The organism is Microbacterium sp. NPDC055903, assembly GCF_053615555.1.
The window spans coordinates 700,360-723,169 of sequence record NZ_JBSHCA010000002.1; the positions used below are offsets into that span (position 1 = coordinate 700,360).

At 68.5% G+C, this 22,810-nt stretch carries 22 protein-coding genes; 9 read left to right on the top strand and 13 right to left on the bottom strand.

The features are described from left to right. Window positions 1–66: 66 nt before the first annotated feature. Together ACWGJP_RS12830 and ACWGJP_RS12835 are read right to left on the bottom strand one after the other, a co-directional pair. Window positions 67–408: a hypothetical protein gene (locus ACWGJP_RS12830; protein WP_452330164.1), complete on the bottom strand. Its 342-nt coding sequence runs from the start codon at window positions 406–408 to the stop codon at window positions 67–69. Continuing rightward, window positions 405–872: a hypothetical protein gene (locus ACWGJP_RS12835; RefSeq protein WP_452330165.1), complete on the bottom strand. Its 468-nt coding sequence runs from the start codon at window positions 870–872 to the stop codon at window positions 405–407. Before ACWGJP_RS12835 ends, ACWGJP_RS12830 begins: the two co-directional genes overlap by 4 nt. 74 nt (window positions 873–946) lie before the next feature. On the opposite strand from ACWGJP_RS12835, the gene ACWGJP_RS12840 reads away from it, so the two are divergent. Further along, entirely contained in the window at window positions 947–1,870 is a 924-nt protein-coding gene (locus ACWGJP_RS12840) for a hypothetical protein (RefSeq protein WP_452330166.1), read from the top strand. 9 nt (window positions 1,871–1,879) lie between these two features. On the opposite strand, the gene ACWGJP_RS12845 is transcribed toward ACWGJP_RS12840, so the two are convergent. Continuing rightward, entirely contained in the window at window positions 1,880–2,530 is a 651-nt protein-coding gene (locus tag ACWGJP_RS12845; RefSeq protein ID WP_452330167.1) for a GntR family transcriptional regulator, read from the bottom strand. Window positions 2,531–2,547: 17 nt separating this feature from the next. Between ACWGJP_RS12845 and ACWGJP_RS12850 the strand changes: the two genes are divergently transcribed. Continuing rightward, entirely contained in the window at window positions 2,548–5,430 is a 2,883-nt protein-coding gene (locus ACWGJP_RS12850) for an FAD-binding and (Fe-S)-binding domain-containing protein (protein ID WP_452330168.1), read from the top strand. A gap of 76 nt (window positions 5,431–5,506) precedes the next feature. On the opposite strand, the gene ilvC is transcribed toward ACWGJP_RS12850, so the two are convergent. The 7 genes from ilvC to ACWGJP_RS12885 form a co-directional block, all read right to left on the bottom strand. Next, window positions 5,507–6,598 carry a ketol-acid reductoisomerase gene (gene ilvC, locus ACWGJP_RS12855; RefSeq protein ID WP_452330384.1) on the bottom strand — a complete coding sequence of 364 codons (1,092 nt, stop codon included), beginning with the start codon at window positions 6,596–6,598 and terminating at the stop codon, window positions 5,507–5,509. After that, window positions 6,576–7,085, bottom strand: a complete 510-nt coding sequence (gene ilvN, locus ACWGJP_RS12860) for an acetolactate synthase small subunit (protein ID WP_452330169.1) — start codon at window positions 7,083–7,085, stop codon at window positions 6,576–6,578. The genes ilvC and ilvN overlap by 23 nt, the downstream gene beginning before the upstream one ends. Window positions 7,086–7,090: 5 nt before the next feature. Then, window positions 7,091–8,893 carry an acetolactate synthase large subunit gene (locus ACWGJP_RS12865; protein WP_452330170.1) on the bottom strand — a complete coding sequence of 601 codons (1,803 nt, stop codon included), beginning with the start codon at window positions 8,891–8,893 and terminating at the stop codon, window positions 7,091–7,093. A gap of 66 nt (window positions 8,894–8,959) precedes the next feature. Continuing rightward, complete coding sequence (gene ilvD, locus ACWGJP_RS12870) at window positions 8,960–10,675, bottom strand: dihydroxy-acid dehydratase (protein WP_452330171.1); 1,716 nt, start codon at window positions 10,673–10,675, stop codon at window positions 8,960–8,962. A 10-nt stretch (window positions 10,676–10,685) separates the two neighbouring features. Beyond that, on the bottom strand, window positions 10,686–11,483 hold the full coding sequence (gene otsB, locus ACWGJP_RS12875) for a trehalose-phosphatase (RefSeq protein ID WP_452330172.1): 798 nt from the start codon (window positions 11,481–11,483) through the stop codon (window positions 10,686–10,688). Between the two features lie 78 nt (window positions 11,484–11,561). Further along, entirely contained in the window at window positions 11,562–12,965 is a 1,404-nt protein-coding gene (locus tag ACWGJP_RS12880; RefSeq protein ID WP_452330173.1) for an alpha,alpha-trehalose-phosphate synthase (UDP-forming), read from the bottom strand. An 84-nt stretch (window positions 12,966–13,049) separates the two neighbouring features. Next, window positions 13,050–14,300, bottom strand: a complete 1,251-nt coding sequence (locus ACWGJP_RS12885; protein WP_452330174.1) for an MFS transporter — start codon at window positions 14,298–14,300, stop codon at window positions 13,050–13,052. A gap of 173 nt (window positions 14,301–14,473) precedes the next feature. On the opposite strand from ACWGJP_RS12885, the gene ACWGJP_RS12890 reads away from it, so the two are divergent. Then, entirely contained in the window at window positions 14,474–14,734 is a 261-nt protein-coding gene (locus ACWGJP_RS12890; protein WP_452330175.1) for a hypothetical protein, read from the top strand. A gap of 7 nt (window positions 14,735–14,741) precedes the next feature. On the opposite strand, the gene ACWGJP_RS12895 is transcribed toward ACWGJP_RS12890, so the two are convergent. Genes ACWGJP_RS12895 through ACWGJP_RS12905 form a run of 3 tightly spaced genes read right to left on the bottom strand, consistent with a single transcriptional unit; the run spans window position 14,742 to window position 17,339 of the window. After that, the gene (locus ACWGJP_RS12895; RefSeq protein ID WP_452330176.1) at window positions 14,742–15,920 is read right to left on the bottom strand and encodes an acetyl-CoA C-acetyltransferase; all 1,179 of its coding nucleotides are present in this window, start codon (window positions 15,918–15,920) and stop codon (window positions 14,742–14,744) included. Then, window positions 15,917–16,564 (bottom strand): CoA transferase subunit B, encoded by a 648-nt coding sequence (locus ACWGJP_RS12900; protein ID WP_452330177.1) that lies wholly within the window; start codon window positions 16,562–16,564, stop codon window positions 15,917–15,919. The genes ACWGJP_RS12895 and ACWGJP_RS12900 overlap by 4 nt, the downstream gene beginning before the upstream one ends. Before the next feature lies 1 nt (window position 16,565). Next, window positions 16,566–17,339: a CoA transferase subunit A gene (locus ACWGJP_RS12905; RefSeq protein ID WP_452330178.1), complete on the bottom strand. Its 774-nt coding sequence runs from the start codon at window positions 17,337–17,339 to the stop codon at window positions 16,566–16,568. Window positions 17,340–17,410: 71 nt separating this feature from the next. Here ACWGJP_RS12905 and ACWGJP_RS12910 point away from each other — a divergent pair, with 71 nt between their 5' ends. Genes ACWGJP_RS12910 through ACWGJP_RS12935 form a run of 6 tightly spaced genes read left to right on the top strand, consistent with a single transcriptional unit; the run spans window position 17,411 to window position 22,797 of the window. Beyond that, complete coding sequence (locus ACWGJP_RS12910; protein ID WP_452330179.1) at window positions 17,411–18,226, top strand: IclR family transcriptional regulator; 816 nt, start codon at window positions 17,411–17,413, stop codon at window positions 18,224–18,226. Window positions 18,227–18,261: 35 nt separating this feature from the next. Next, window positions 18,262–18,708 (top strand): MarR family winged helix-turn-helix transcriptional regulator, encoded by a 447-nt coding sequence (locus tag ACWGJP_RS12915; RefSeq protein ID WP_452330180.1) that lies wholly within the window; start codon window positions 18,262–18,264, stop codon window positions 18,706–18,708. After that, window positions 18,705–19,934: an MFS transporter gene (locus ACWGJP_RS12920; protein ID WP_452330181.1), complete on the top strand. Its 1,230-nt coding sequence runs from the start codon at window positions 18,705–18,707 to the stop codon at window positions 19,932–19,934. Before ACWGJP_RS12915 ends, ACWGJP_RS12920 begins: the two co-directional genes overlap by 4 nt. 41 nt (window positions 19,935–19,975) lie before the next feature. Continuing rightward, window positions 19,976–20,458, top strand: a complete 483-nt coding sequence (locus ACWGJP_RS12925) for a YbaK/EbsC family protein (RefSeq protein WP_452330182.1) — start codon at window positions 19,976–19,978, stop codon at window positions 20,456–20,458. A gap of 47 nt (window positions 20,459–20,505) precedes the next feature. Next, complete coding sequence (locus ACWGJP_RS12930; RefSeq protein ID WP_452330183.1) at window positions 20,506–21,117, top strand: TetR/AcrR family transcriptional regulator; 612 nt, start codon at window positions 20,506–20,508, stop codon at window positions 21,115–21,117. Beyond that, window positions 21,118–22,797, top strand: a complete 1,680-nt coding sequence (locus ACWGJP_RS12935; protein ID WP_452330184.1) for an MDR family MFS transporter — start codon at window positions 21,118–21,120, stop codon at window positions 22,795–22,797. It begins immediately after the preceding gene. Window positions 22,798–22,810: the final 13 nt, after the last annotated feature.

A 22,810-nucleotide genomic window follows, 5' to 3' on the forward strand; every position in this document is an offset into this window, starting at 1 on the left:
CACGCCTTCGGGACGCGATCGCTTCCACTTTAGCCCAGCGCCGAGGCGCGGCCGATCCGTGTGACGCTACAGCTCGAGGTTCACCAGCGCGTCCATGTTCAGGATGCTGTAGCCGACGAGGCTGAGCCAGAACACGGCGACGATCCCGAGCCCCGCGAGAAGCACCAGCGACAGCTCGCCCGCGGGTCGCCGACGCCCGATGACGACGGCGAGCACGAAGACGATCGCCGGGAAGACGACGCCGAACAGCAGGGTGAACCACCCCACCGCCGTGAGCCCGCTCCCCTGCACCATCGAGATCAGGTGCGCCAGGGCGTTCCAGACCGCATACGCGTAGAAGAGCCCGGCGATGCCGATCGCCGTGGCGCGCAGCCACCCGAGCCGCTCGGTCGTTGCGAGCCCGCTCATGCTCCGCTCACCCCCACCATGACGAAGGGCCACGGCACGAGCAGCACCGCGCCGACGAGAAGCAGCAGCACGCGGATCCAGGTGGCGCTGCGGCGGGTGAGCACCCACACCGTCAGCATCCAGAGCGCGGGAGCGGCAACCGCGAGGATCTGCCATGGCAGGTACATCGCATCCGAGACGATCAGACCGGCCAGCGGACGGAGGTTCAGCCCGCCGATCACCCAGCCGATCGAATAGAGCAGGTACACGCCGCCGATGAGCCCGAGGAACAGCAGCATCCCCGTGCTCTCCTGAGCGGGCTGCGCCGGGGATGGCGATGGCAGGACCGCCCCGTCCTTCTCGATACGGCCGACCTGCTCGCTGCCCTTGCCCACGGCGTTCCAGCCCTGCGGCAGCGCAGGTTTCGCGGGTTCCCGCTCCTCATCGCCCTCCCAGGAGAGCGCGTCATCCGCATCCGATGTCATGTCTCCAGCGTAGCGACGCCGTCGACGCGCCCACTAGGCTCGGTGCCAGCACTGACAGAGGGGAACATCGCACAGTGTCTGAGCGCGAGAGCACGACCGAAGAGCCATCCGCGACCGCCGGAAGGGAGTGGAAGCCGACCGTCGAGGCGAAGAAGAAGGCGACGACCTTCCGCTGGATCGCGGCCGCCCTCTGGTTCGTGGCGATCGCCGCCGAAGCCGTCGCGATCTTCTGGCTGCTGCGCCAGCGCGAGTTCGTCGGCGAGGACGGCGCGCTGGTGCGGGATGCCGAGACGGGTCTGCTCTCCGAGCCGGGCGTCACGGCGACGTTCCCGCAGTGGGCATTCATCACACTGCTGGTGCTCCTCGTCGTGATCGCGGCACTGTCGATCACCGGCTCGGTCCTCTGGAAGAAGGCGAACCGGCTCGATCCTGCGAAGAAGTCCGACACCGTGCGCTTCTTCGTGCAGAACCAGCTCGGCGCGATCATCGCGATCATCGCCTTCCTTCCGCTCATCATCCTCGTGTTCCTGAACAAGGACATGAACAAGGGGCAGAAGACCACGGCCGGCATCGTCGGCATCGTCCTCGCTCTCGTCGCGGCGTACTTCGGCACGAGCTTCAACCCGCCGTCGGTCGAGCAGTACACCGCCGACCAGTCCGCCGTCATCCAGCTGCTCGGCGAGGATGAGGTGTTCTGGGTCGAGGGCGGTTCGGTCTATCACGTGTGCGACAGCGTCTCCGACATCCAGACCGGCAGTGAGATCTTCAACGGCACGACCGCCGAGGCCGTCGCGGCCGGAAAGACCCGCCTGACGCTCAAGTTCGCCTCGGAACTGACCGCCTGCGGTCTGACGGTCCCCGAGAACGCCGACGAGATCGCCGACGCGCTGCGCGAGATTCAGGCGGGCAACGTCGACACGCTGCTCCCCGCGCCGGAGTGGGCCGATCCGGAGGATGCGCCGATCCTCATCGAGACGGAGACTGCCCCGGCGGAGTAGTCCGGGACGTCACCCGAGGGCGTCGACGAGGCGTTGCTCCGCTGCCCCGAGGTGGTCGGCGAGCAGTGCGGCGGCCCGCTCGCCATCGCCGCCGGCGACGGCGTCCAGGATCGCGGCGTGCTGCGCCCCGATGTCCGCGGCATCCAACAGGCTCCTCCCCTGCACCTGCGCCATGCAGAGCCGGACCTCGTCGATCACGCTCCGGTACATCCGCGAGGTCCGCTCGCTGCCGAGCGCATCGATGAGGGCGGTGTGGAAGCGCAGGTCCGGGTCCACCGTCGCCGGGTCGGGGCCGGGCGCCATGGCGAGGATCTCGCCGTTCGCGTCGCCGGCCGCCACCGGAACGCGACCGTGAGCTGCGAGTTCGCGAAGCGCGGCACTCTCGAGGCGGGCGCGGGTGCGGTAGACATCCTGGACCATGTCCGCGTCGATGGCGACGACGCGCGCGCTGCGATGAGCAGTGCGCACGAGGAGTCCTGCGGAGACGAGCTGCTCGATCGCCGCCTTCGCGCTCGGGCGAGCGACTCCATAGGCCTCGGCGACCCTGGCCTCGGTGATCGGCGCATCAGGGCGCAGCTCTCCGCGGAGGATCCCGGCGCGCAGTTGTCTGGTCACGGCCTCGACGACGCCGACGACAGCGAGTGCGGAGGCGGTGGTCATGCTTCCCAGCGTAGAGGATGCTCCTCACGTCGGTACACTTGTCAGACAATCCTAGCGAAGGAGCTCCCGTGTCGACGACGCTCACCTCTCCCCTGGACGCCGCACTGCTCGGTCAGGACACCACGATCTCCGCACGGTCCATCGATCGATTCGCGCGCGCACACGACGCCTCGCATTACCTGCTCATCCCCGACGCCGTGCTGTCCCCGCAGGATGCAGACGGAGTCGCGCGCGCCTTCGACGCCGTCCGCGTCGCGGGGCGCACGCTGACCTTCCGCTCGGGCGGCACGAGTCTCTCCGGGCAGGGTGTCACGGGCGACATCCTCGTCGACACCCGCAGCGCATTCAGGGACATCTCCGTCGAACAGGACGGCGCGTTGGTGCGCGTCGGGCCTGGAGCCACCGTGCGGCAGGTGAACACGCGTCTGGCACGATACAGACGCAAGCTCGGACCCGACCCCGCGAGCGAGATCGCCTGCACCATCGGCGGAGTCATCGCGAACAACTCCAGCGGCATGGCCTGCGGCATCGTGAAGAACTCCTACCGCACCGTCGACTCGTTGCTCCTCGTCCTGCCCAGCGGGACCATCATCGATACGGCGGCACCGGATGCCCTCGCGCGCCTCGAGGCAGCCGAACCGGAGATCGCGTCCGGCCTGCGCGGGCTCCGCGAGCGGCTGCTCTCCAACCAGGACGCGGTCGAGCGCGTCAGGCAGCAGTTCTCGATGAAGAACACGATGGGCTACGGCCTCAACGCCCTCCTCGACTTCGAGGATCCCGTGAAGATCCTCGAGCATCTCGTCATCGGCTCTGAGGGGACGCTCGCCTTCGTCGCCGAAGCGCGATTCCGCACGATCGAGATCCGGCCGCAGATCGCCACGGGCCTGCTGGTCTTCACCACCCTCGCCGATGCCATGGCCGCACTCCCCTCCCTGGTGGAGCTGGGCCTCGCCACCATCGAGCTGATGGACGCCGCATCGTTGCGCGTCGCGCAGGGCTTGAGCGACGTCCCCGAAGCCATCGCGGAGATCGCCGTCGACGGGCACGCCGCCCTGCTCGTCGAGGTCCACGCATCCGATGCGGACGCGCTGGCCGAGGCGTCCGCATCGGCCCTGGCCCACTTCGACGGGCTTCTGCTGGCGGTCGCGCCGCGCCTCACGACGGATGCCGCGGAGCGGGCGTCGCTCTGGCACGTCCGCAAGGGGCTCTACACCGCCGTCGCAGGCGCACGGCCCTCCGGCACGACCGCCCTCCTGGAGGACATCGTCGTACCGGTCGACCGCCTGCTCGTGACCTGTGAGCGGCTCATCGAGCTGTTCGCGGAACACGACTACGACGGTTCCGTGATCTTCGGCCACGCCAAGGACGGCAACGTCCATTTCCTGCTCAACGAGCGCTTTGACGACGAGGCGAGCCTGGCTCGCTACCGACGCTTCACAGCCGATCTCGTCGATCTCGTGCTCGGCCAGGCCGGCTCACTGAAGGCAGAGCACGGCACAGGACGCATCATGGCTCCGTTCGTGCGTCGGCAGTACGGCGACTTCCTCACCGACCTGATGTGGGACATCAAGCGACTCCTGGATCCGGCAGGCATCCTCAATCCAGGAGTGGTGCTCTCCGAGGATCCCGAGTCCTATCTGCGCGACCTCAAGCGCGTGCCGACGGTCGAGGACGAGGTCGACCGCTGCGTCGAATGCGGATACTGCGAGCCGACCTGCCCCAGCAAGGCGATCACGCTGACACCTCGCCAGCGCATCGTGCTGCGCCGCGACATGGCACTGGCCGAGCAGAGCGGCGATACGAGGCTTCTGAAGGAGCTCCGCGCCGACTACGACTACGAGGGCGTGCAGACCTGCGCCGTCGACGGGATGTGCGCGGTCGCGTGTCCTGTGGACATCAACACCGGCGATCTGGTTCGGCGCCTCAGAGCCGAAGAGGCATCGAAGGTCGAGGACGGTCTGTGGGACGCCGCGGCCAAGGGCTGGGGCGCGGTCACGCGGGTCGGCGGTCTGGCGCTCACGGTCGCGGACGCCCTGCCTGCACCCCTGGTGACCGGTGTCACGAAGCTCGGTCGCGCCGTCCTCGGCGCAGACACAGTGCCGCTCTACGATGCAGGTCTCCCGCGCGGCGGCACGCGAGCTCCCGCGCCCGTTGCCCGCTCTGATGCGCAGGCGGTCTTCTTCGGAGCCTGCATCGGCACCATGTTCGGTCCGGAAGAGCACGGCGAGGGGTCTCGGGATGCCGTCATGTCGCTGCTCGACCGTGCGGGCATCCCCGTGGTGATCCCCGAGGACGCCGGAGGGTTGTGCTGCGGAACTCCGTGGAAATCCAAGGGGCACCTGAGCGGGTACGAACGGATGACCGGCCGCGTGCTCGCGTCACTCTGGGACGCCAGCGGACACGGCAGGATACCGGTCGTGTGCGACGCGGCATCCTGCACGGAGGGTCTGCACGTGATGCTCGCGAAGGCGCTGACGGCGCATCCTGAGTACGCGGAGCTGGTCATCGAGGACGCGACGACCTACGTGGCACGGGAGGTGCTGCCGCGCGTGACGGTGCGCGAGCGGGTCAAGAGCCTCGCCGTGCACCCGACCTGCTCCACGACCGCGCTGGGTGCGACAGGGGCCCTCACAGCCATTGCCGCGGCCGTCTCGGAGGAGGTCTTCATCCCGGATGGGTGGGGATGCTGCGCCTTCGCCGGCGACCGAGGGATGCTGCATCCCGAGCTCACCGCCAGTGCGACCGCCGTCGAGTCGGCGGAGATCGCGGCCGCGGACGCCGAGCACGGCGGGTTCGACGCCTACGTCTCGGCCAACAGGACGTGCGAGATCGGTATGACCAGGGCGACGGGACGCCCGTACCGACACGTCGTCGAGATCCTCGAGGAGCTCACCCGCTGAGTGGTCTTTCGCACGCAGAAAGGGCGCCCCCGAAGGGGCGCCCTTTCTGTCACAGCCCTCAGGACTGCATCGGGGGTCAGCGCGCAGCGCTGCCCTCGATGTAGTCCTCGTCGGTCTGCTTCCAGGAGAACAGCGAACGCAGCTCCTTGCCGGTGACCTCGATGGGGTGCTCCTGCTCCTTGGCGCGCAGCGCGAGGAATTCGGTGGCACCGTTGTCCTGGTCGTCGATGAAGCGCTTGGCGAACGCGCCAGACTGGATGTCGGCGAGCACGCCCTTCATGTTCTCCTTGACGGCGGCGTCGACGACGCGGGGGCCGGAGACGTAGTCGCCGAACTCGGCCGTGTCGGAGATCGACCAGCGCTGCTTGGCGATGCCGCCCTCCCACATGAGGTCGACGATGAGCTTGAGCTCGTGCAGCACCTCGAAGTAGGCGATCTGCGGCTGGTAGCCCGCCTCGACGAGGGTCTCGAAGCCGGCCTGGACGAGGTGGCTCATGCCACCGCAGAGGACGGCCTGCTCGCCGAACAGGTCGGTCTCGGTCTCCTCGGTGAAGGTCGTCTTGATGACGCCGGCGCGCGTGCCGCCGATCGCCTTCGCGTACGACAGGGCGACGTCCCAGGCGTGGCCGGACGCGTCGCGCTCGACGGCGATGATGTCCGGGATGCCGCGACCGGCGACGAACTCGCGGCGCACGGTGTGGCCGGGAGCCTTCGGGGCGATGAGGATGACGTCGACGCCCTCTGGGGCGTCGATGTAGCCGAAGCGGATGTTGAAGCCGTGCGCGAAGGCGAGGGTCTTGCCTGCGGCGAGGTTCGGCTCGATCGACTCGCTGTAGATCGTGCGCTGGTGCTGGTCGGGCGCCAGGATCATGATGAGGTCGGCCCAGGCCGTGGCGTCGGCGACATTCTTGACCGGGAAGCCGGCCTCCTCCGCCTTGACGATGGACTTCGAGCCGTCCTTCAGCGCGATGGCGACCTCGACGCCGGAATCGCGGAGGTTCATCGCGTGGGCGTGGCCCTGCGAGCCGTAGCCCACGATCGCGACCTTCTTGCCCTGGATGAGGGACAGGTCGGCGTCGGCGTCGTAGAAGATCTCAGTACTCACTTGTGTTTCTCCTTGATGGTGGTCTTCGAAGGTCGGATGGTCAGCCGCGCAGAACGCGTTCAGTGATGCTCTTGCCGCCGCGGCCCATGGCCAGCAGACCCGACTGGGCGAGCTCCTTGATGCCGAAGGGCTCCAGCGCGCGCAGGATCGCGTCGACCTTGCCCTTGTCGCCGGTGACCTCGATCACGAGGGCATCGGCGGCATAGTCCACGACGGAGGCGCGGAACAGGTTCACGATCTCGATCACATTGGAACGCGTCGAGTTGTCGGTGCGAACCTTCACCAGCACGTGGTGACGCTGCACGGAGGTCGCGAAGTCGAGCTCGACGATCTTGATGACGTTGATCAGCTTGTTCAGCTGCTTGGTCACCTGCTCGAGCGGAAGCTCCTCGACGTCCACGACCACCGTGATGCGGGAGATCCCCGGCACCTCGGTCACGCCGACGGCGAGGGATTCGATGTTGAAGCCGCGGCGGGCGAACAGCCCCGCTACGCGGGTGAGGAGACCGGGCCGGTCTTCGACCAGGAGGCTCAGAACGTGCTTGGACATGTCTGTCACTCCTCCCCTTCGAAGGACGGCGCATGGTCGATGGCGTACTGGACGTAGCTGTTGCTGACGCCCTGCGGCACCATCGGCCACACCATGGCGTCGGCGGAGACCACGAAGTCGATCACCACGGGGCGGTCGTTGGTGTCCAGCGCGAGCTGGATCGCCGCATCCACGTCCTCCTCCTTCTCCACCCGGATCGCGAGGCAGCCGTAGGCGTCCGCGAGCTTGACGAAGTCGGGGATCCTGGCCGTGCCGTGCCCGGTGTTCAAGTCGGTGTTGGAGTGGCGTCCGTCGTAGAACAGCGTCTGCCACTGGCGCACCATGCCGAGCGAGGAGTTGTTGATGACCGCGACCTTGATCGGGATGTTGTTGATCACACAGGTGGCGAGCTCCTGATTGGTCATCTGGAAGCATCCGTCGCCGTCGATGGCCCACACGACGCGGTCGGGCTCTGCGACCTTGGCTCCCATCGCCGCGGGAACCGAGTACCCCATCGTGCCCGCACCGCCGGAGTTCAGCCAGGCGTTCGGGCGCTCGTACTTGATGAACTGCGCGGCCCACATCTGATGCTGGCCGACGCCGGCGGCGTAGACGGCCTCCGGTCCGGTCAGCTCGCCGATGCGCTGGATCACGTGCTGGGGCGAGAGCAGGCCGTCCGTCGTCGGGGTGAACCCGAGCGGGAACTCGTCGCGCAGACCGTCCAGATAGGACCACCACTCGGCGATGTCCGGCGTCGTGTCGACCACCGCGCTGCGGTAGGCCGTCTCCAGGTCGACGAGCACATCGCGCACGTCGCCGACGATCGGCACGTCTGCGGTGCGGATCTTCGAGATCTCCGCAGGGTCGATGTCGACGTGCACAACCTTCGCGTTCGGCGCGAAGAGCGCCGCCTTGCCCGTGACGCGGTCGTCGAACCGGGCGCCGAGCGCCACGATCAGGTCGGACTCCTGCAGGGCGAGGACGGCGGGGACAGTGCCGTGCATGCCCGGCATGCCGAGGTGCTGCGGGTGCGAGTCGGGGAAGGCGCCGCGGGCCATCAGAGTGGTGACGACGGGTGCGCCGGATGCCTCGGCGAAGCTCTTCAGCTCCTCGGAAGCGCGGCCACGGATGACACCGCCGCCGACGTACAGAACGGGCTTGCGCGCCTCCACGAGGAGCGCGGCCGCCGCCTGGATCTGCTTTCCGTGCGCCTTCGTGACCGGACGGTAGCCGGGCAGGTCGTACTTCGGCGGCCAGATGAAGGGTGCCTTCGCCTGCTGGGCGTCCTTCGTGATGTCCACGAGCACGGGGCCGGGGCGACCGGTGGAGGCGATCTCGAAGGCGGCCGCCACGGCACCGGGGATCTCGTTCACATCCTTCACGAGGATGGAGTGCTTCGTCACCGGCATCGTGATGCCGACGATGTCCGCCTCCTGGAACGCGTCCGTGCCCATCAGCGTGGAGAAGACCTGGCCGGTGATGGCCACGAACGGCACGGAGTCCATGTACGCGTCGGCGATCGCCGTCACGAGGTTGGTGGCACCGGGGCCGGACGTCGCGATCGCGACGCCCACCTTGTTCGACGCCGCGGCGTACCCCTCGGCGGCGTGGCCTGCGCCCTGCTCGTGCCGGACGAGGATGTGGCGCAGCTCGGTGGAATCGAGCAGGGGGTCGTAGACCTCCATGATCGCGCCGCCTGGCAGGCCGAAGACGTCGGTCACCCCGAGCAGCTCGAGGGAGCGGACCAGCGCCTGCGCACCGGTCAGTTCTGGGGCGGCGGATTTGGCGGACGGCGGCCGTGGCACGGCCGACAGGGAATCAGCAGTCATGGAGTTCCTTGCGATCTGAAAGAAGGGAGGTGAGCCGAGCGCGAACGCTCGAGAGCTGCCAGCGGATCAACCGGTCGTCGCGCCCTCTGCAGCGGAGCGCACGAGTCGGGAGTACTTGGCAAGAACGCCACGGGTATAGCGCGGAGGAAGCGGCTCCCAGCCGGAACGGCGGGAGGCGAGCTCTGCCTCGTCGACGAGTAGATCGAGAGAGCGAGCTGCGATATCGACCCGTATCAGATCACCATCGCGCACGAAGGCGATGGGACCAGCGTCCACCGCTTCGGGTGCTATGTGGCCGATGCACAGGCCGGTTGTGCCGCCTGAGAATCGTCCGTCTGTCAAGAGTAATACATCTTTTCCGAGCCCCGCGCCCTTGATGGCCGCCGTGATCGCGAGCATCTCGCGCATCCCCGGCCCGCCCTTGGGGCCCTCGTAGCGGATGACGATGACCGTCCCCGCCTCGATGGAGCCCTCGGCGACCGCATCCATCGCCGCGCGCTCGCGCTCGAACACGCGGGCCGGGCCCTCGAAGACGGCGGCGTCGAAGCCCGCCGTCTTCACCACGGCGCCCTCGGGGGCGAGCGAGCCGTGCAGGATCGTCAGGCCGCCGGTCGCGTGGATGGGGTTGTCGAAGGTGTGGATGACGGTGCCGTCGATCGGCTGCGGGTCGAGCTCGGCGAGATTCTCGGCGAGCGTCTTTCCCGTGACGGTCAGCGCGTCGCCATGCAGCAGGCCCTCGTCGAGCATGGCCTTCATGATCACGGGGATGCCGCCGTGTCGGTCGACGTCGTTCATGACGTACTTCCCGAACGGCTTCATGTCGGCGACGTGCGGGACCTTGTCGCCGATGCGGTTGAAGTCGTGCAGGTTCAGCTCGACCTCGGCCTCGCGGGCGATGGCGAGCAGGTGCAGGACGACGTTCGTGGAACCGCCCAGCGCCATGGCCAGTGCGATCGCGTTCTCGAAGGCCTCGGGCGTGAGGATGTCGCGCGTGGTGATGCCCTGACGGAGCAGGTTCACCACCGCTTCTCCCGAGCGGTGCGCGAAGTAGTCGCGGCGGCGATCGGCGGCGGGCGGGGCGGCGGAGCCGGGAAGGCTCAGACCGAGCGCCTCGGCGACCGAGGCCATCGTGTTGGCGGTGTACATCCCGCCGCATGCGCCCTCGCCCGGCGCGATGGCGCATTCGATGCGCTTGAGGTCCTCTTCGCTCATCAGACCGGCACGGCACGCGCCGACGGCCTCGAAGGAGTCGATGATCGTGACGTCCTTCTCCGTGCCGTCGGAGAGCTTCACCCACCCCGGTGCGATCGAACCGGCGTAGAGGAAGACGCTGGAGAGATCCAGGCGGGCGCTTGCCATCAGCATGCCGGGGATCGACTTGTCGCAGCCGGCGAGCAGCACGGATCCGTCGAGGCGCTCCGCCATCATCACCGTCTCGACGGAGTCGGCGATGACCTCGCGGGACACGAGCGAGAAGTGCATGCCCTCGTGGCCCATCGAGATGCCGTCGGAGACGGAGATGGTGCCGAACTGCAGGGGGTACCCCCCACCGGAGTGCACGCCCTCCTTCGCGCCCTGGGCAAGCCGGTCAAGGCTCAGGTTGCACGGGGTGATCTCGTTCCAGCTGGACGCGATGCCGACCTGAGGCTTGTCCCAGTCGGCGTCCCCCATGCCGACGGCGCGGAGCATGCCGCGCGAGGTCGTCGCCTCGATCCCGTCGGTGACGACGCGGCTGCGGGGCTTGATGTCGATGGGCGTGTTCGACGGTTCCTGCGGGGCCATAGAGGGCAGTCTATTCCCGTCCGGCCGCGCGCTCGTCGGCGACCTGCGCCAGGAGTTCGGCGATCTGCTGAGGATCCTGCACCCGCAGCGCCGCCGCCGTCTCCCCCGGTCCGACGCGCACGCCGAGATCGCCGGGCTCGAGCACGCGCATCGCGTCCTCGTCGGTCACGTCATCACCGGCGAAGAGGATGCCTGTGGCGGCGAAGTGCTCCCTCAGCACGCCCATCGCCGCATCCTTGCCCTCTGCGCGAGACGAGAACTCCAGGACGCGGTGCCCGGAGCGTCGCCGCCAGTGCGGGAAGCGCTCGGCGACCAGCGCATCGACCTCCGCGAACACGGCCGCCTCGGCCTCGGCGGTGGCACGACGGGTGTGCACGCCCATGCCGAAGGTCTTCGGCTCCAGCTCGGCGCCCTCGTAGCGGTCGATGATCGGCTGGGCCGCGGCCCACAGCGCCTCACGGGCGCCGGGCTCGGTCTCCTCACCGGTGAGCGCGGCGTCGCCCGTTCCGGGGAACCAGTACTGCGCGCCGTGCGATCCGGCGAGCGCCACCGGGGAGTCGTCGGCATGCTCGGTGATGATGCGGAGATCGGCCATGCTCCGCCCTGAGACGAAGGCGATGAACGTGTCAGGAAGCCCGGCGAGGCGCTCGAGCTGTTCGGTCACCGCGGGGAGCGCGCGCGCCGCCATCGGCTCGGCGACGAGCGGAGACGCCGTGCCGTCGAAGTCCAGCGCGATGACGAGTCGAGGCGTCGTCGCGAGGGCGGTGAGCTCGGCATCAGGCGTTCCGGGCGTCCAGGTACGGGTCACTGCGGGTCTCCTTCGGTGTCTGGTGCATCCAGCCTGTCATGGATGGCCACGCCGCCCCACCGCGGAGCGCGCCGCGCGTCAGGAGCGGGCGTCGCGCAGGGCGGACAGGAACGACGACGACCATGCCTGCACGTCGTTCTCCAGCACACGACGCCGCAGCGCGCGCATCCGCCTGCTCTGCTCCCCCGTCGTCATCTCGACGGCCGTCATGATGGCGTCCTTGAGGCCCTCGATGTCATGCGGGTTGACGCGCACCGCCTGCCTGAGCTCATCGGCTGCGCCGGTGAACTCGCTGAGCACCAGGACACCGCGGTTGTCCCGACGGGTCGCCACGTACTCCTTGGCGACGAGGTTCATGCCGTCGCGCAGCGCCGTGACGAGCATGACGTCGGCCGCGAGATAGAGCGCGACCATCTCCTCGCGGGGAAAGCCCTGGTGGAGGTAGCGGATCGCCGTGTGCCCCATCGTGTCGTAGTCGCCGTTGATGCGCCCGACGGACAGCTCGATCTCATCGCGAAGGTGCACGTAGGAGTCCACCCGCTCGCGACTCGGGCTCGCGACCTGCACGAGCGTGACGTCCTCCACGTTGAGCTCGCCCTGCGCGATGAGCTCGCCGTACGCCTTGATCCGGTGCCGGATGCCCTTCGTGTAGTCCAGGCGGTCGACGCCGAGCAGGATCGTCTTCGGGTTGCCGAGGCTCTCGCGGATCTCCGCCGCGCGCGCCTGCACGTCCTCGCGCGCGGCGAGCTCCAGGTACGGGGCCGTGTCGATCGAGATCGGGAAGGCTTTCGCCGTCGCCGTGCGCGCCCCGTCCTCCCCTGGCACCGTGATGCTGGCCCCCTTGACCTCGTAGCGCAGCCGCCGCCGCACCGCGGCGAGGAAGTAACTGGCGTCCTGTGTGCGCTGGAAGCCGATCACATCGGCGCCCAGCAGCCCTCGCAGCACCTGGTCCCGCCAAGGCAGCTGCGCGTACAGGCCGTGCGCCGGAAACGGGATGTGATGGAAGTACCCGATCGTCACGTCGGGTCGCAGCGCCCTCACCATCTCAGGTACGAGCTGCAGCTGATAGTCGTGCACCCACACCGTGCCGTTCTCGGCGACGGCCGAGGCCGCGGCTTCCGCGAACCGCCGGTTCACGGTCACGTACGCCTCCCACCATTCCCGATGGAACTGCGGCGGCGCGATGACGTCGTGGTAGAGCGGCCAGATCGTGTCGTTGGAGAAGCCCTCGTAGTACTCGGCCACCTCCTGCTCGCTGAGCGCGATCGGAATCAGTCTGAGACCGTTCACCTCGAAGGGCTCGAGCTCGAGATCGGCCTGCCCCGGCCATCCGACCCAGGCGCCGTCGACGGAGTGCATCACCGGCTCGAGGGCAGCCACGAGACCACCAGGAGAGGTCCGCCACGACTCCTCGCCATCGACCCCCTGAACTCGATCGACAGGAAGTCGATTGGCGACGACGACGAATTCCGCAGCGGTCATGGAGGCTCCTCACACCGTGATCGGTATCTCCAGAGTAGCCCGCCGCCCCGAGCCGACCGCCCGGCGCAGGATCGGACGCCCGGGTCAGACCGCCGGCGCCCGTCCGCGGTCCGGGTGTGAGAGGAACCAGTTCGCGACACCGCACACGAGCACGAGCGCGGCGCATGCCGCAGGCAGCATGAGAGCGACGACCGTGCCGTACGACTCCGCCACGGCACCCGTGATCGCCGATGCGGACGCCTGGCCGACCACGACACCGGAGCCCAGCATCGTCATCACCGTCGCCGAACGACCGAGCGGGCTGCGGGCAGCGCCGAAGCTGTACTGGGTCACAAGCAGTGGGCCGATGCCGATGCCCATCACGGCGAGCGCGACGATCATGGCGGGCACGGATCCCGCCACCGCGACCAGGAGCGAGCCGGCGAAGAGGATGCCGCCGAAGACGAGCCACCTCGCCCGCAGGGTGAACCGGGCCGGGAGCCAGGCCACGCCGAGTGCAAGGGCAGCGGAGCCGATGCCCATCACGCCGTAGAGGAGGCCGGCCTGCTCTGAATCGCCGCGATCGGCCATGAACGAGGTGAGAGAGGTGAGCATCGCTCCGAAGAAGAGGCCGACGCCGAGGATTCCGATCACGACGACGATCAGCTCCGCCCGGAACAGCTCTCGCACCGGAGAGGGCGCCGAGCCGTCGGCCAGGCGCGCAGACGAGACGTGCCGACCGGTGGGGTGCAGCGCGAAGGCGCCGACGAACACGAAGGTGAGCGCCGACGCGCCCACCAGCGGCGCCCAGGGGGCGATCGCCGAGGCGAGGATGCCGACGAGGAACGGGCCGAAGACGAAGACCGTCTCATCGGCGGCCGACTCGTAGGACAGCGTGCCGGACACGGTGCGGGGCCGAACGGCCTCCGGCATGCGCTCCGAGATGATCGAGACCAGCCGCGAACGGGACATCGGCGAGACCTGGGGCGCAGAGGCGCCGACGATCAGCGCCGTGAGGAGGACGATCGCATCGGCGGCGGTGCTGTACACGACGAGCGCGAACACGGCGAGCGCTGCGCCGTTGACGACGGCGGATGCCGTGAGCACGATGCGCTGTCCATAGCGATCGGCGGCTGCGCCGAGGAGCGGTCCGACCACGGCGGTGCCGAGCCCCACGGCAGCGGAGGTCAGGCCTCCCAGGGAGAGGGAGCCGCGCGCGGAGACGACGACGGTCAGCACGCCGACCACCATCATGGCGAAGGGCAGCCGGGCGATGAAGGCGATGAGGAAGTAGGGCAGGCCGACGAGGCGGTACAGGCTCGGGCTCGCCGCGGAGGAGATCTGTGTCTGGGTCATTGGCTCACGCGCGTCGGACGGACGCGGGAATCGGGTGCCGCCGCTGTCCGTCGGGGTGCCGACGGCCGGTAGATACACAGCTGGGGCGCCGGAGCGCCTGGACGATTATACCGTTCGAGCCTGAATGCGGCCAGGGCTGCTCCGCCGAGCGTGCGACCGGGTAGCGTTGGCGCATGCGCTATCTGTTCAGCACCGGATTGTTCGCCGCGATCACGGCGGGGATCACCCTGCTGAAGGGAAGCCGCGAAGCGCCGATCACCTGGCGCGCCGTCCTCGCATGGCTGAGCTGGGGCATCACGCTCGCCCTCGCCATCGGCGCCGTCGTCGACACCCGCCGTGACGAGAAGGGTCTCGCCGTCTCGCCGGACTCCCCCCTCGCGCCTGCGCAGGCCAAGCGCGCGAAGAAGGCCGAGAAGGCGGCGTCCAAGCGCTGAGCCATGGCTAGCGGGTGAGAACGAGCGCCTCTCCCTGACCGCCGCCGCCGCAGAGCGCGACCACTGCCGTGCCGCTCCCGCGCCGGGCGAGCTCATGGACGACGTGGACCACCAGCCGGTTTCCACTCGCGCCGATAGGGTGACCGATCGCGATGCCGCCACCGTGGATGTTCACGACTTCCTCCGTCACTCCGAGCTCGGCCTGCGAGCGGGCGACCACGGCGCCGAAGGCCTCGTTGATCTCGACCATGTCGAGATCCGCCACGCCGATGCCCTGCTTCTCCAGCGCACGCTCGATCGCCCTGGCCGGCTGCGCCTGCAGCGAGTTGTCCGGCCCCGCCGTCTGGCCGCTCGCGCCCACGGTCGCGAGCACGGGCCATCCCTGTGACAGCGCGTTCTCCCGCGTGGTGACGATGACGGCGGAGGCTCCGTCCGAGATCTGCGAGGAGTTCCCCGCCGTGATCGATCCGCCGTCGGCGAAGGCGGGCCGGAGCCCGGCCAAGGTCTCAGCCGTCGTCTCGGGGCGAACACCCTCGTCCTGGGTCACCAGAACCGGCTCGCCTTTGCGCTGCGGCACCTCGACGGGGACGATCTCGGCGTCGAAGACTCCGGCCGCCTGCGCGGCGGCGGCTCGCTGATGCGAGAGCGCCGCGACAGCATCCTGCGCTTCGCGCGTCAGCCCGTAGCGGTCGTTGTGCCGCTCCGTCGATGCCCCCATGCTCTCCTTGTCGTAGGCATCGGTCAGGCCGTCGAAAGCCATGTGGTCGAGGACCTCGACGCTGCCGTAGGTCCAGCCGTCCCTCGATCCCATGAGCAGATGCGGCGCACGGGTCATCGACTCCATCCCCGCGGCGACCACCGTCGTCGCGTCGCCTGTGCGGATCATCCTGGCCGCATCGATGATCGCGGTGAGCCCGGACAGGCACACCTTGTTGACGGAGTGCGCGGGAACGTCCCAGCCGATCCCCGCGCCGATCGCGGCTTGGCGCGCGGCGTTCTGTCCGGATCCTGCAGCGAGGACCTGGCCCACGATGACGGCGTCGACCTCTCCGGGGTCGATGGATGCCTGGGCGAGAGCGCCACGGATCGCGATGGCGCCCAGATGCACGGCGCTGAACGAGGCGAGACGGCCCTTGAGCCGCCCCTGCGGTGTGCGCGCCGCGGCGACGATGACGATGTCGGTCATGATTCCCTTCCTCCCTGGAGGATCAGTGCAGGTTCCGTTGCTGCGAGGACCTCGTCCACCGAGACCCCCGGTGCGGTCTCCACGAGCACGAGCCCGTGGTCGGTCACATCGATCACGGCGAGGTCCGTGATGATGCGATCGACGACCCCGCGACCGGTGAGCGGCAGGGAGCACTCGTTCACGATCTTCGCCGAGCCGTCCTTCGCGACGTGCTCCATCAGGACGATGACCCGACCCGCGCCGTGCACGAGGTCCATCGCCCCTCCTGGGCCCTTGACCATCTTCCCGGGGATCATCCAGTTCGCCAGATCGCCGGATGCGGACACCTGCATCGCGCCGAGGATCGCCGCGTCGATCTTTCCGCCGCGGATCATGCCGAAGCTCACGCCGGAGTCGAAGAACGCGGCACCGGGGAGCACCGTCACGGTCTCCTTCCCCGCGTTGATGAGGTCGGGGTCCACCGCGTCCTCCCGCGGGTACGGACCGACACCGAGGATGCCGTTCTCGGACTGCAGCACGACCGATACCCCCTCCGGCACGAAGTTGGGCACGAGTGTGGGCAGGCCGATGCCGAGATTGACGTAGGAGCCGTCGCGCAACTCCGCCGCGGCGCGCGCCGCCATCTGCTCGCGGGTGAGCGCCATGTCAGACTCCCCCTCCGGTGACGGTGCGCTTCTCTATGCGCTTCGGGACGTCGGGGCCGACCTCGACGACGCGGTGCACGTACACGCCCGCGAGGTGCACGCGGTCCGGATCGATCTCGCCCGGTTCGACCAGGTGTTCGACCTGGGCGATGCAGATCCGCCCTGCCATCGCAACGAGCGGATTGAAGTTGCGCGCCGCCTTGTTGAAGACGAGGTTCCCGTGCCTGTCGCCCGCCGCCGCGTGCACCAGCGAGAAGTCGGTGGTGATGGCCTCCTCGAGGACGAACTCCGTCTGGACGCCGCGCAGATCGAAGCTCTGCACGTGCTTGCGCGGCGAGGCGATCTCGACGGAGCCGTCACTCCGGTATCTCCTGGGCAGACCGCCCTCTGCCACCTGCGTGCCGACACCCGTCTGCGTGTAGAACGCCGCGATCCCCGATCCGCCGGCGCGCAGCTTCTCGGCCAGCGTCCCCTGCGGCGTCAGCTCGAGCTCGAGCTCTCCCGTGAGGAACTGCCGCTCGAACTCCTTGTTCTCGCCCACGTACGAGGAGGTCATCTTCCTGATGCGATGCGCGCCCAGCAGGATCCCGAGCCCCCAGTCGTCGACTCCGCAGTTGTTGCTGACCACGTCCAGGTCTGTGGTGCCCTGCGCGAGGAGTGCCTCGATGAGGGCGATCGGGTTCCCGGAGAGTCCGAAGCCGCCGACGGCCAGCGATGCGCCGTCAGGGATGTCCGCCACGGCCTCCGCGGCCGAGGCCCAGTGCTTGTCGATCACGTCGCTCCTTCGCTCACGCCTTTCTCCAGCATCCGCCTCTGCACCCCGCGGAGGAAACCGCTGCTTGCGATATGGCGGATCACGAGGATAGCGTCCACGATGTGGAACAACGTCGATCCGTGCCAGGCGCTCAGGCGATCGCCAGGGCGGCCAGACTGCTGCGGCTGGTGACGGCCGCCGGGGACCGTGGTGCGGGCCTTGCCGAGTTGGCCGCCGCGGCGGACCTGTCGCGATCCACCGCGCACCGGCTGCTCACGGCGCTCCGCGCGGAAGGACTCGTAGACCGGGACGAGGGCTCAGCCGCGTGGATGCCGGGACCAGAGCTCTTCCTGATGGGCACGGTCGCCGCAGCACGCTACGACATCACCGCGCTGGCCAAGGACATCGTGCGCTCGCTGGCGGTGAAGACCGAGGAGAGCGCGTTTCTCTCCGCGCGCCGGGCGGACGAGACGGTGTGCCTGCTGCGCGAGGAGGGCGCCTTCCCGATCCGCTCCTTCGTGCTGAGCGAGGGCGTGCGATTCCCCCTCGGCGTCGCGAGCGCAGGGCTCGCCATCCTCGCGTTCCTGCCTAACCACGATGTGGATGCCTATCTCGATCGGCATCCCGAACTGGCAGACGACTGGGGACGTCCCCATGATCGCGATCGACTGGGTCGGCGCCTCGCCGAGACCAGGGAACGCGGCTACGCGGTCAACCCCGGTCTCATCGTGGAAGGGAGCTGGGGGCTCGGAGCTGCGGTCTTCGACGGCGCTGGCCGGCCGGAGTGGGCCTTGAGCCTGACCGGTGTGGAGTTCCGGTTCGGGCCGGATCGGCTCCCCCAGCTCGGGCGCACGCTTCTCGCGCACGCCCATCAGCTCTCGGCGAGGATCGCCTCCTCCCGGCACTGACCCCGATACATACCAACAGGTATATACTGTGTGGTATGAATCGCGTGGACGTCATCCCCTCCCTCGTCCTCTCCGCGCACGCCCTGGCCCGCATCGCCGCGCAGGATGCGCGCAATGACGCGCCCGCCGCGCAGTGGCGGGTACTCGGCATCCTCGAGCACGCCGACGGCCTCCGCATCGGCACGCTCGCCACCGCGGCACGCACGACACAGCCGGGGATGACCCGGCTGATCCGCGAGCTCGACAAAGCCGGCCTCGTCACCCGCAGCGCCGATCCTGCCGACTCGCGAGCAACGGTCGTCGACATCACGTCGGCCGGGCGAGCAGCGATGTCCGCATGGAGAGCGGAGTTCCGCCAGACGCTCGCCCCCCGATTCGCCGGGCTGACCGACGATGACTGGGGCGTGCTCGCACGCGCCGCGGAGATCCTCGCCGCCCACGCGATCGAAGAGCCGTACACGAAGACAGGAGTGCAGGAATGAGCAGCGCGCAAGCGACGGGATCGGTCTGGAAGCAGCCCGCGCAGGTATGGGCGGTGGCGTTCGCCAGCGTCGTCGCCTTCATGGGCATCGGCCTGGTCGACCCGATCCTTCCCGCGATCGCCGAATCGCTGCAGGCCAGCCCCACCGAGACGGAACTGCTGTTCACCAGCTACCTGCTCATCACCGGTCTCGCCATGCTCATCACCAGCTGGGTGTCCAGTCGCATCGGGGCGAAGAGGACGCTCTTGATCGGCTTGGCGCTCATCGTCGCCTTCGCTCTCGCCTGTGCCCTCAGCGGCAGCGTGGACGCGATCATCGGCTTCCGGGCGGGCTGGGGCCTGGGCAACGCCCTGTTCATCTCCACGGCGCTCGCGACGATCGTCGGATCGGCATCCGGCGGCAGCGCCGCGGCCATCGTTCTCTACGAGGCCGCCCTGGGCCTCGGCATCGCGATCGGGCCGCTCGTCGGAGGAGTCCTCGGGGAGATCAGCTGGCGGGGGCCGTTCTTCGGAGTCGTCGCTCTCATGGCGATCGGCTTCATCGCCGTGCTGACACTGCTCAAGACTCCGGATGAGAAGCGCACTCCCATCCCGTTCTCCGCACCCTTCAGGGCGCTCGGCCGTCCGGCACTGGCCGTGCTCGCCGTCACGGCCCTGTTCTACAACATCGGCTTCTTCGTGCTGCTCGCGTTCTCGCCCTTCCCGCTCGGGTTCGGCGCGATGGGCATCGGTTTCACGTTCTTCGGCTGGGGCGTCGCGCTCGCGATCACGAGCGTCTGGGTGGCCCCGTGGATGATGCGGCGGATGCGGCGGACGACGATCATCCTCACCGTGCTCCCCCTCCTCGCGCTCGACCTCATCGCGGCGGGGCTGCTGGCGGAGAACCCCACGGGTCTCGTCATCTGCATCATCGTGGGAGGGCTGCTGCTCGGCGTCATGAACACGGTCCTCACCGAAGCCGTGATGGAGGCGACCGACCTGCCGCGCTCGGTGGCGTCGTCCGCGTACTCCGCCGTCCGGTTCATCGGCGGGGCGATCGCGCCGCCCGTGGCAGCCCTTCTCTGGCACGCCTTCACCGCCACGGTGCCGTATCTGTTCGCCGCAGCATCCGTGCTCCTGGCGACGCTGACCGTGTTCCTCGGGCGGCGCATCCTCGCGCGGATCGACGACGAAGCATCGGATGCCGTGGAGGACGCCGAGGCGATCACCGTCGGCGACGCGACCTGAGAGCGCCTTCCCGGCCCGGGGCGGAGCGCTACGGTGGGGCGATGACCGATATCACCGCCCTACCGGAGCGCTCCCGCCTCGTGCACCAGCGGCTCGTCGAGGCCGGGATCACGCCGGCGATCCGCGTGCTTCCAGACTCGGCCAGGACCGCTCCGGAAGCAGCCGAAGCGATCGGATGCACGGTGTCGGCGATCGCGAACAGCCTGGTCTTCCTCGCGGACGGCAGCCCCGTTCTCGTGATGACGAGCGGCGGGCACCGCGCTGATGTCGATGCGCTCGCGACGGCGATCGGCGCCGATCAGGTGACGATGGCGCCGGCGTCCGTGGTGCGCGAAGCGACAGGTCAGGCGATCGGAGGAGTCGCGCCGACGGGCCATCCCGCTCCCCTGCCGACGTATCTCGATGCGACGCTCGCGGGGCACGAGGTACTGTGGGCGGCCGCGGGTCACCCGCATACGGTGATGCCGCTGTCGTTCCGACAGTTGCAGGCCCTGACCGCAGGCACCGTCATCGACGTGAACTGACCCCCTTCACAGTGCACTCTTAGGTTCAGAGTGCAAACTTGCACTCTATGAGCGAGAGTGCAGAGTCGTTGCGCGAGCAACGCAGACGCGAGACGACCCGCGCCCTGGCCGACACGGCGAGGCGACTGACGACGCAGCACGGGTTCGCCGGCTTCACCGTCGAAGAGCTCTGCGCCGAGGTGGGAGTGTCCCGAAGGACGTTCTTCAACTACTTCGAGAGCAAGGAGAACGCCGTCTTCGGGTTCGCGGTCGTCGATCCGCGACAGGAGATCATAGAAGCCGAGTTCGTGGCCGCGGACGGCGATCTCGTCGACGATTTCGTCGACATGATGGCCAGGAGATTCGACCTCTTCAATCCGCTCGATGACGCTGAGGCCCTCTTCGCCGTCATCGAGCAGGAACCGCGCCTGCTCAAGGCTGCGTTCGAGCAGCTCGGCAAGAACGAACGTCGCGATGCCGACCTCATCCTGCGCCGCATCGGCGACGACGAGGAGAACGCCCTTCGCGCGGAGGTGATGGTGCAGACCGTCGGCGCCCTGGTGCGTCTCTGCATGGACCAGCTCCTCCACCACCACTCCCCCGACTCCTTCCGCGACCTCCTCTTGCGTCGCGTCCGCATCGCCCGTTCCTCCTTCGCCCCGTCAGAGAAAGCCGACTGAATGTCCGCCACCGCAACCAAGGATGCGCCGTTCCTGCTCACCAAGCGCCGCATCTGGATCATCTTCAGCGCCCTCATCGCAGGGATGCTGCTGTCCAGCCTCGACCAGACGATCGTGTCCACAGCGATGCCCACGATCGTCGGGCAGCTCGGCGGCGTCGACCACCAGGTCTGGATCACGACCGCATATCTGCTCGCCACTACGATCGTCATGCCGATCTACGGCAAGTTCGGCGATGTGCTGGGCAGGCGCAACCTGTTCCTCGTCGCGATCGCGCTGTTCACCCTCGCTTCCGTCGGCTGCGCCTTCGCCGGCGACTTCTGGAGCTTCGTCGTGTTCCGCGCGCTCCAGGGCCTCGGCGGCGGCGGTCTCATGATCCTGTCGCAGGCGATCATCGCCGACATCGTCCCGGCGAACGAGCGAGGCAAGTACATGGGGCCGCTGGGCGCCGTCTTCGGCCTCTCCGCCGTCGCCGGGCCGCTGCTCGGCGGGTTCTTCGTCGACCACATGACGTGGCAGTGGGCCTTCTACATCAACATCCCCGTCGGCATCGCGGCGTTCATCATCGCGCTCGTCGCCCTGCAGCTGCCGAGCAAGAAGGCGGAGAAGCGCATCGACGTCCTCGGTGTGGTCTTCCTCTCCATCGCGACGACCTGCTTGATCTTCTTCACCGATTTCGGCGGCGACAAGGAGTTCGGTTGGGACTCCGCTGCGACCTGGGCGTGGGGCGCGGGTCTCGTCGTGGCTGCGACGGCGTTCGTGATCACCGAGGCGCGCGCACAGGACCCGATCATCCCGCTCAGCCTGTTCCGCAACCCGATCTTCGTCAACGCGACCGCGATCGGCCTCGTCCTCGGGATCGGCATGTTCGCCGCGATCGGGTTCGTCCCCACGTTCCTGCAGATGTCGTCCGGGACATCGGCTGCGGCATCCGGCCTGCTGATGATCCCGATGATGGTGGGCCTGATGGGCACCTCCATCACCTCGGGAATCCTCATCTCGAAGACCGGGAAGTACAAGGTCTACCCGATCATGGGCACGATCGTCACCGGTCTCGCGATGGTCGCGTTCACAACCCTTTCGGCGTCGACGCCGATCTGGCTGATCTGCGTGTTCCTGTTCTTCTTCGGTGCGGGTCTCGGCCTCATCATGCAGGTGGTCGTCCTCGTCGTGCAGAACGCGGTGCCCGCCGGTGAGATCGGCACGGCCACCAGCACGAACAACTACTTCCGAGAGGTCGGGGCGTCTCTGGGAACGGCGGTGTTCGGCACCATCTTCACGACCCGCCTGACGGAGAACCTGCTCGGCGTCTTCGCCGATGCCGGCGCGTCCCCGGATGCCGCATCCCAGGCCGCGTCGACGATCGATCCCGCCACCCTCAGCACGCTCCCCGACGAGGTACGAGACGGCATCGTCACGGCCTACGCGGATGCTCTCGCGCCGGTGTTCTGGTATCTCATCCCGTTCGTGGCCCTGGCGCTGATCCTCTCGCTGTTCCTGAAGCAGATCCCGTTGTCCGATCAGGCAGGTCTCGTCGCCCGCGGGGAGGCGATCAGCGGAGACGAGGCCGAGAGGCTCGAGGCGGAGCTGCGCGCGGGGGCTGGTGCAGACGGCGTCGGATCATCGGAGGCGCCAGAGCCGGTCTCGGACAGCACGGGCCCCGCGCCCGCGCAGCGCTGAGCGCCTGAGGACC

Excerpts from the sequence above, each read along its gene's own strand:
- ACWGJP_RS12830 (WP_452330164.1), bottom strand. The coding sequence starts at position 408 with ATGAGCGGGCTCGCAACGACCGAGCGGCTCGGGTGGCTGCGCGCCACG.
- ACWGJP_RS12835 (WP_452330165.1), bottom strand. The coding sequence starts at position 872 with ATGACATCGGATGCGGATGACGCGCTCTCCTGGGAGGGCGATGAGGAG.
- ACWGJP_RS12845 (WP_452330167.1), bottom strand. The coding sequence starts at position 2,530 with ATGACCACCGCCTCCGCACTCGCTGTCGTCGGCGTCGTCGAGGCCGTG.
- ACWGJP_RS12850 (WP_452330168.1), top strand. The coding sequence starts at position 2,548 with ATGCTCCTCACGTCGGTACACTTGTCAGACAATCCTAGCGAAGGAGCT.
- ilvN (WP_452330169.1), bottom strand. The coding sequence starts at position 7,085 with ATGTCCAAGCACGTTCTGAGCCTCCTGGTCGAAGACCGGCCCGGTCTC.
- ACWGJP_RS12865 (WP_452330170.1), bottom strand. The coding sequence starts at position 8,893 with ATGACTGCTGATTCCCTGTCGGCCGTGCCACGGCCGCCGTCCGCCAAA.
- ilvD (WP_452330171.1), bottom strand. The coding sequence starts at position 10,675 with ATGGCCCCGCAGGAACCGTCGAACACGCCCATCGACATCAAGCCCCGC.
- ACWGJP_RS12880 (WP_452330173.1), bottom strand. The coding sequence starts at position 12,965 with ATGACCGCTGCGGAATTCGTCGTCGTCGCCAATCGACTTCCTGTCGAT.
- ACWGJP_RS12885 (WP_452330174.1), bottom strand. The coding sequence starts at position 14,300 with ATGACCCAGACACAGATCTCCTCCGCGGCGAGCCCGAGCCTGTACCGC.
- ACWGJP_RS12890 (WP_452330175.1), top strand. The coding sequence starts at position 14,474 with ATGCGCTATCTGTTCAGCACCGGATTGTTCGCCGCGATCACGGCGGGG.
- ACWGJP_RS12895 (WP_452330176.1), bottom strand. The coding sequence starts at position 15,920 with ATGACCGACATCGTCATCGTCGCCGCGGCGCGCACACCGCAGGGGCGG.
- ACWGJP_RS12900 (WP_452330177.1), bottom strand. The coding sequence starts at position 16,564 with ATGGCGCTCACCCGCGAGCAGATGGCGGCGCGCGCCGCGGCGGAGTTG.
- ACWGJP_RS12910 (WP_452330179.1), top strand. The coding sequence starts at position 17,411 with ATGGCGGATCACGAGGATAGCGTCCACGATGTGGAACAACGTCGATCC.
- ACWGJP_RS12915 (WP_452330180.1), top strand. The coding sequence starts at position 18,262 with ATGAATCGCGTGGACGTCATCCCCTCCCTCGTCCTCTCCGCGCACGCC.
- ACWGJP_RS12920 (WP_452330181.1), top strand. The coding sequence starts at position 18,705 with ATGAGCAGCGCGCAAGCGACGGGATCGGTCTGGAAGCAGCCCGCGCAG.
- ACWGJP_RS12925 (WP_452330182.1), top strand. The coding sequence starts at position 19,976 with ATGACCGATATCACCGCCCTACCGGAGCGCTCCCGCCTCGTGCACCAG.
- ACWGJP_RS12930 (WP_452330183.1), top strand. The coding sequence starts at position 20,506 with ATGAGCGAGAGTGCAGAGTCGTTGCGCGAGCAACGCAGACGCGAGACG.
- ACWGJP_RS12935 (WP_452330184.1), top strand. The coding sequence starts at position 21,118 with ATGTCCGCCACCGCAACCAAGGATGCGCCGTTCCTGCTCACCAAGCGC.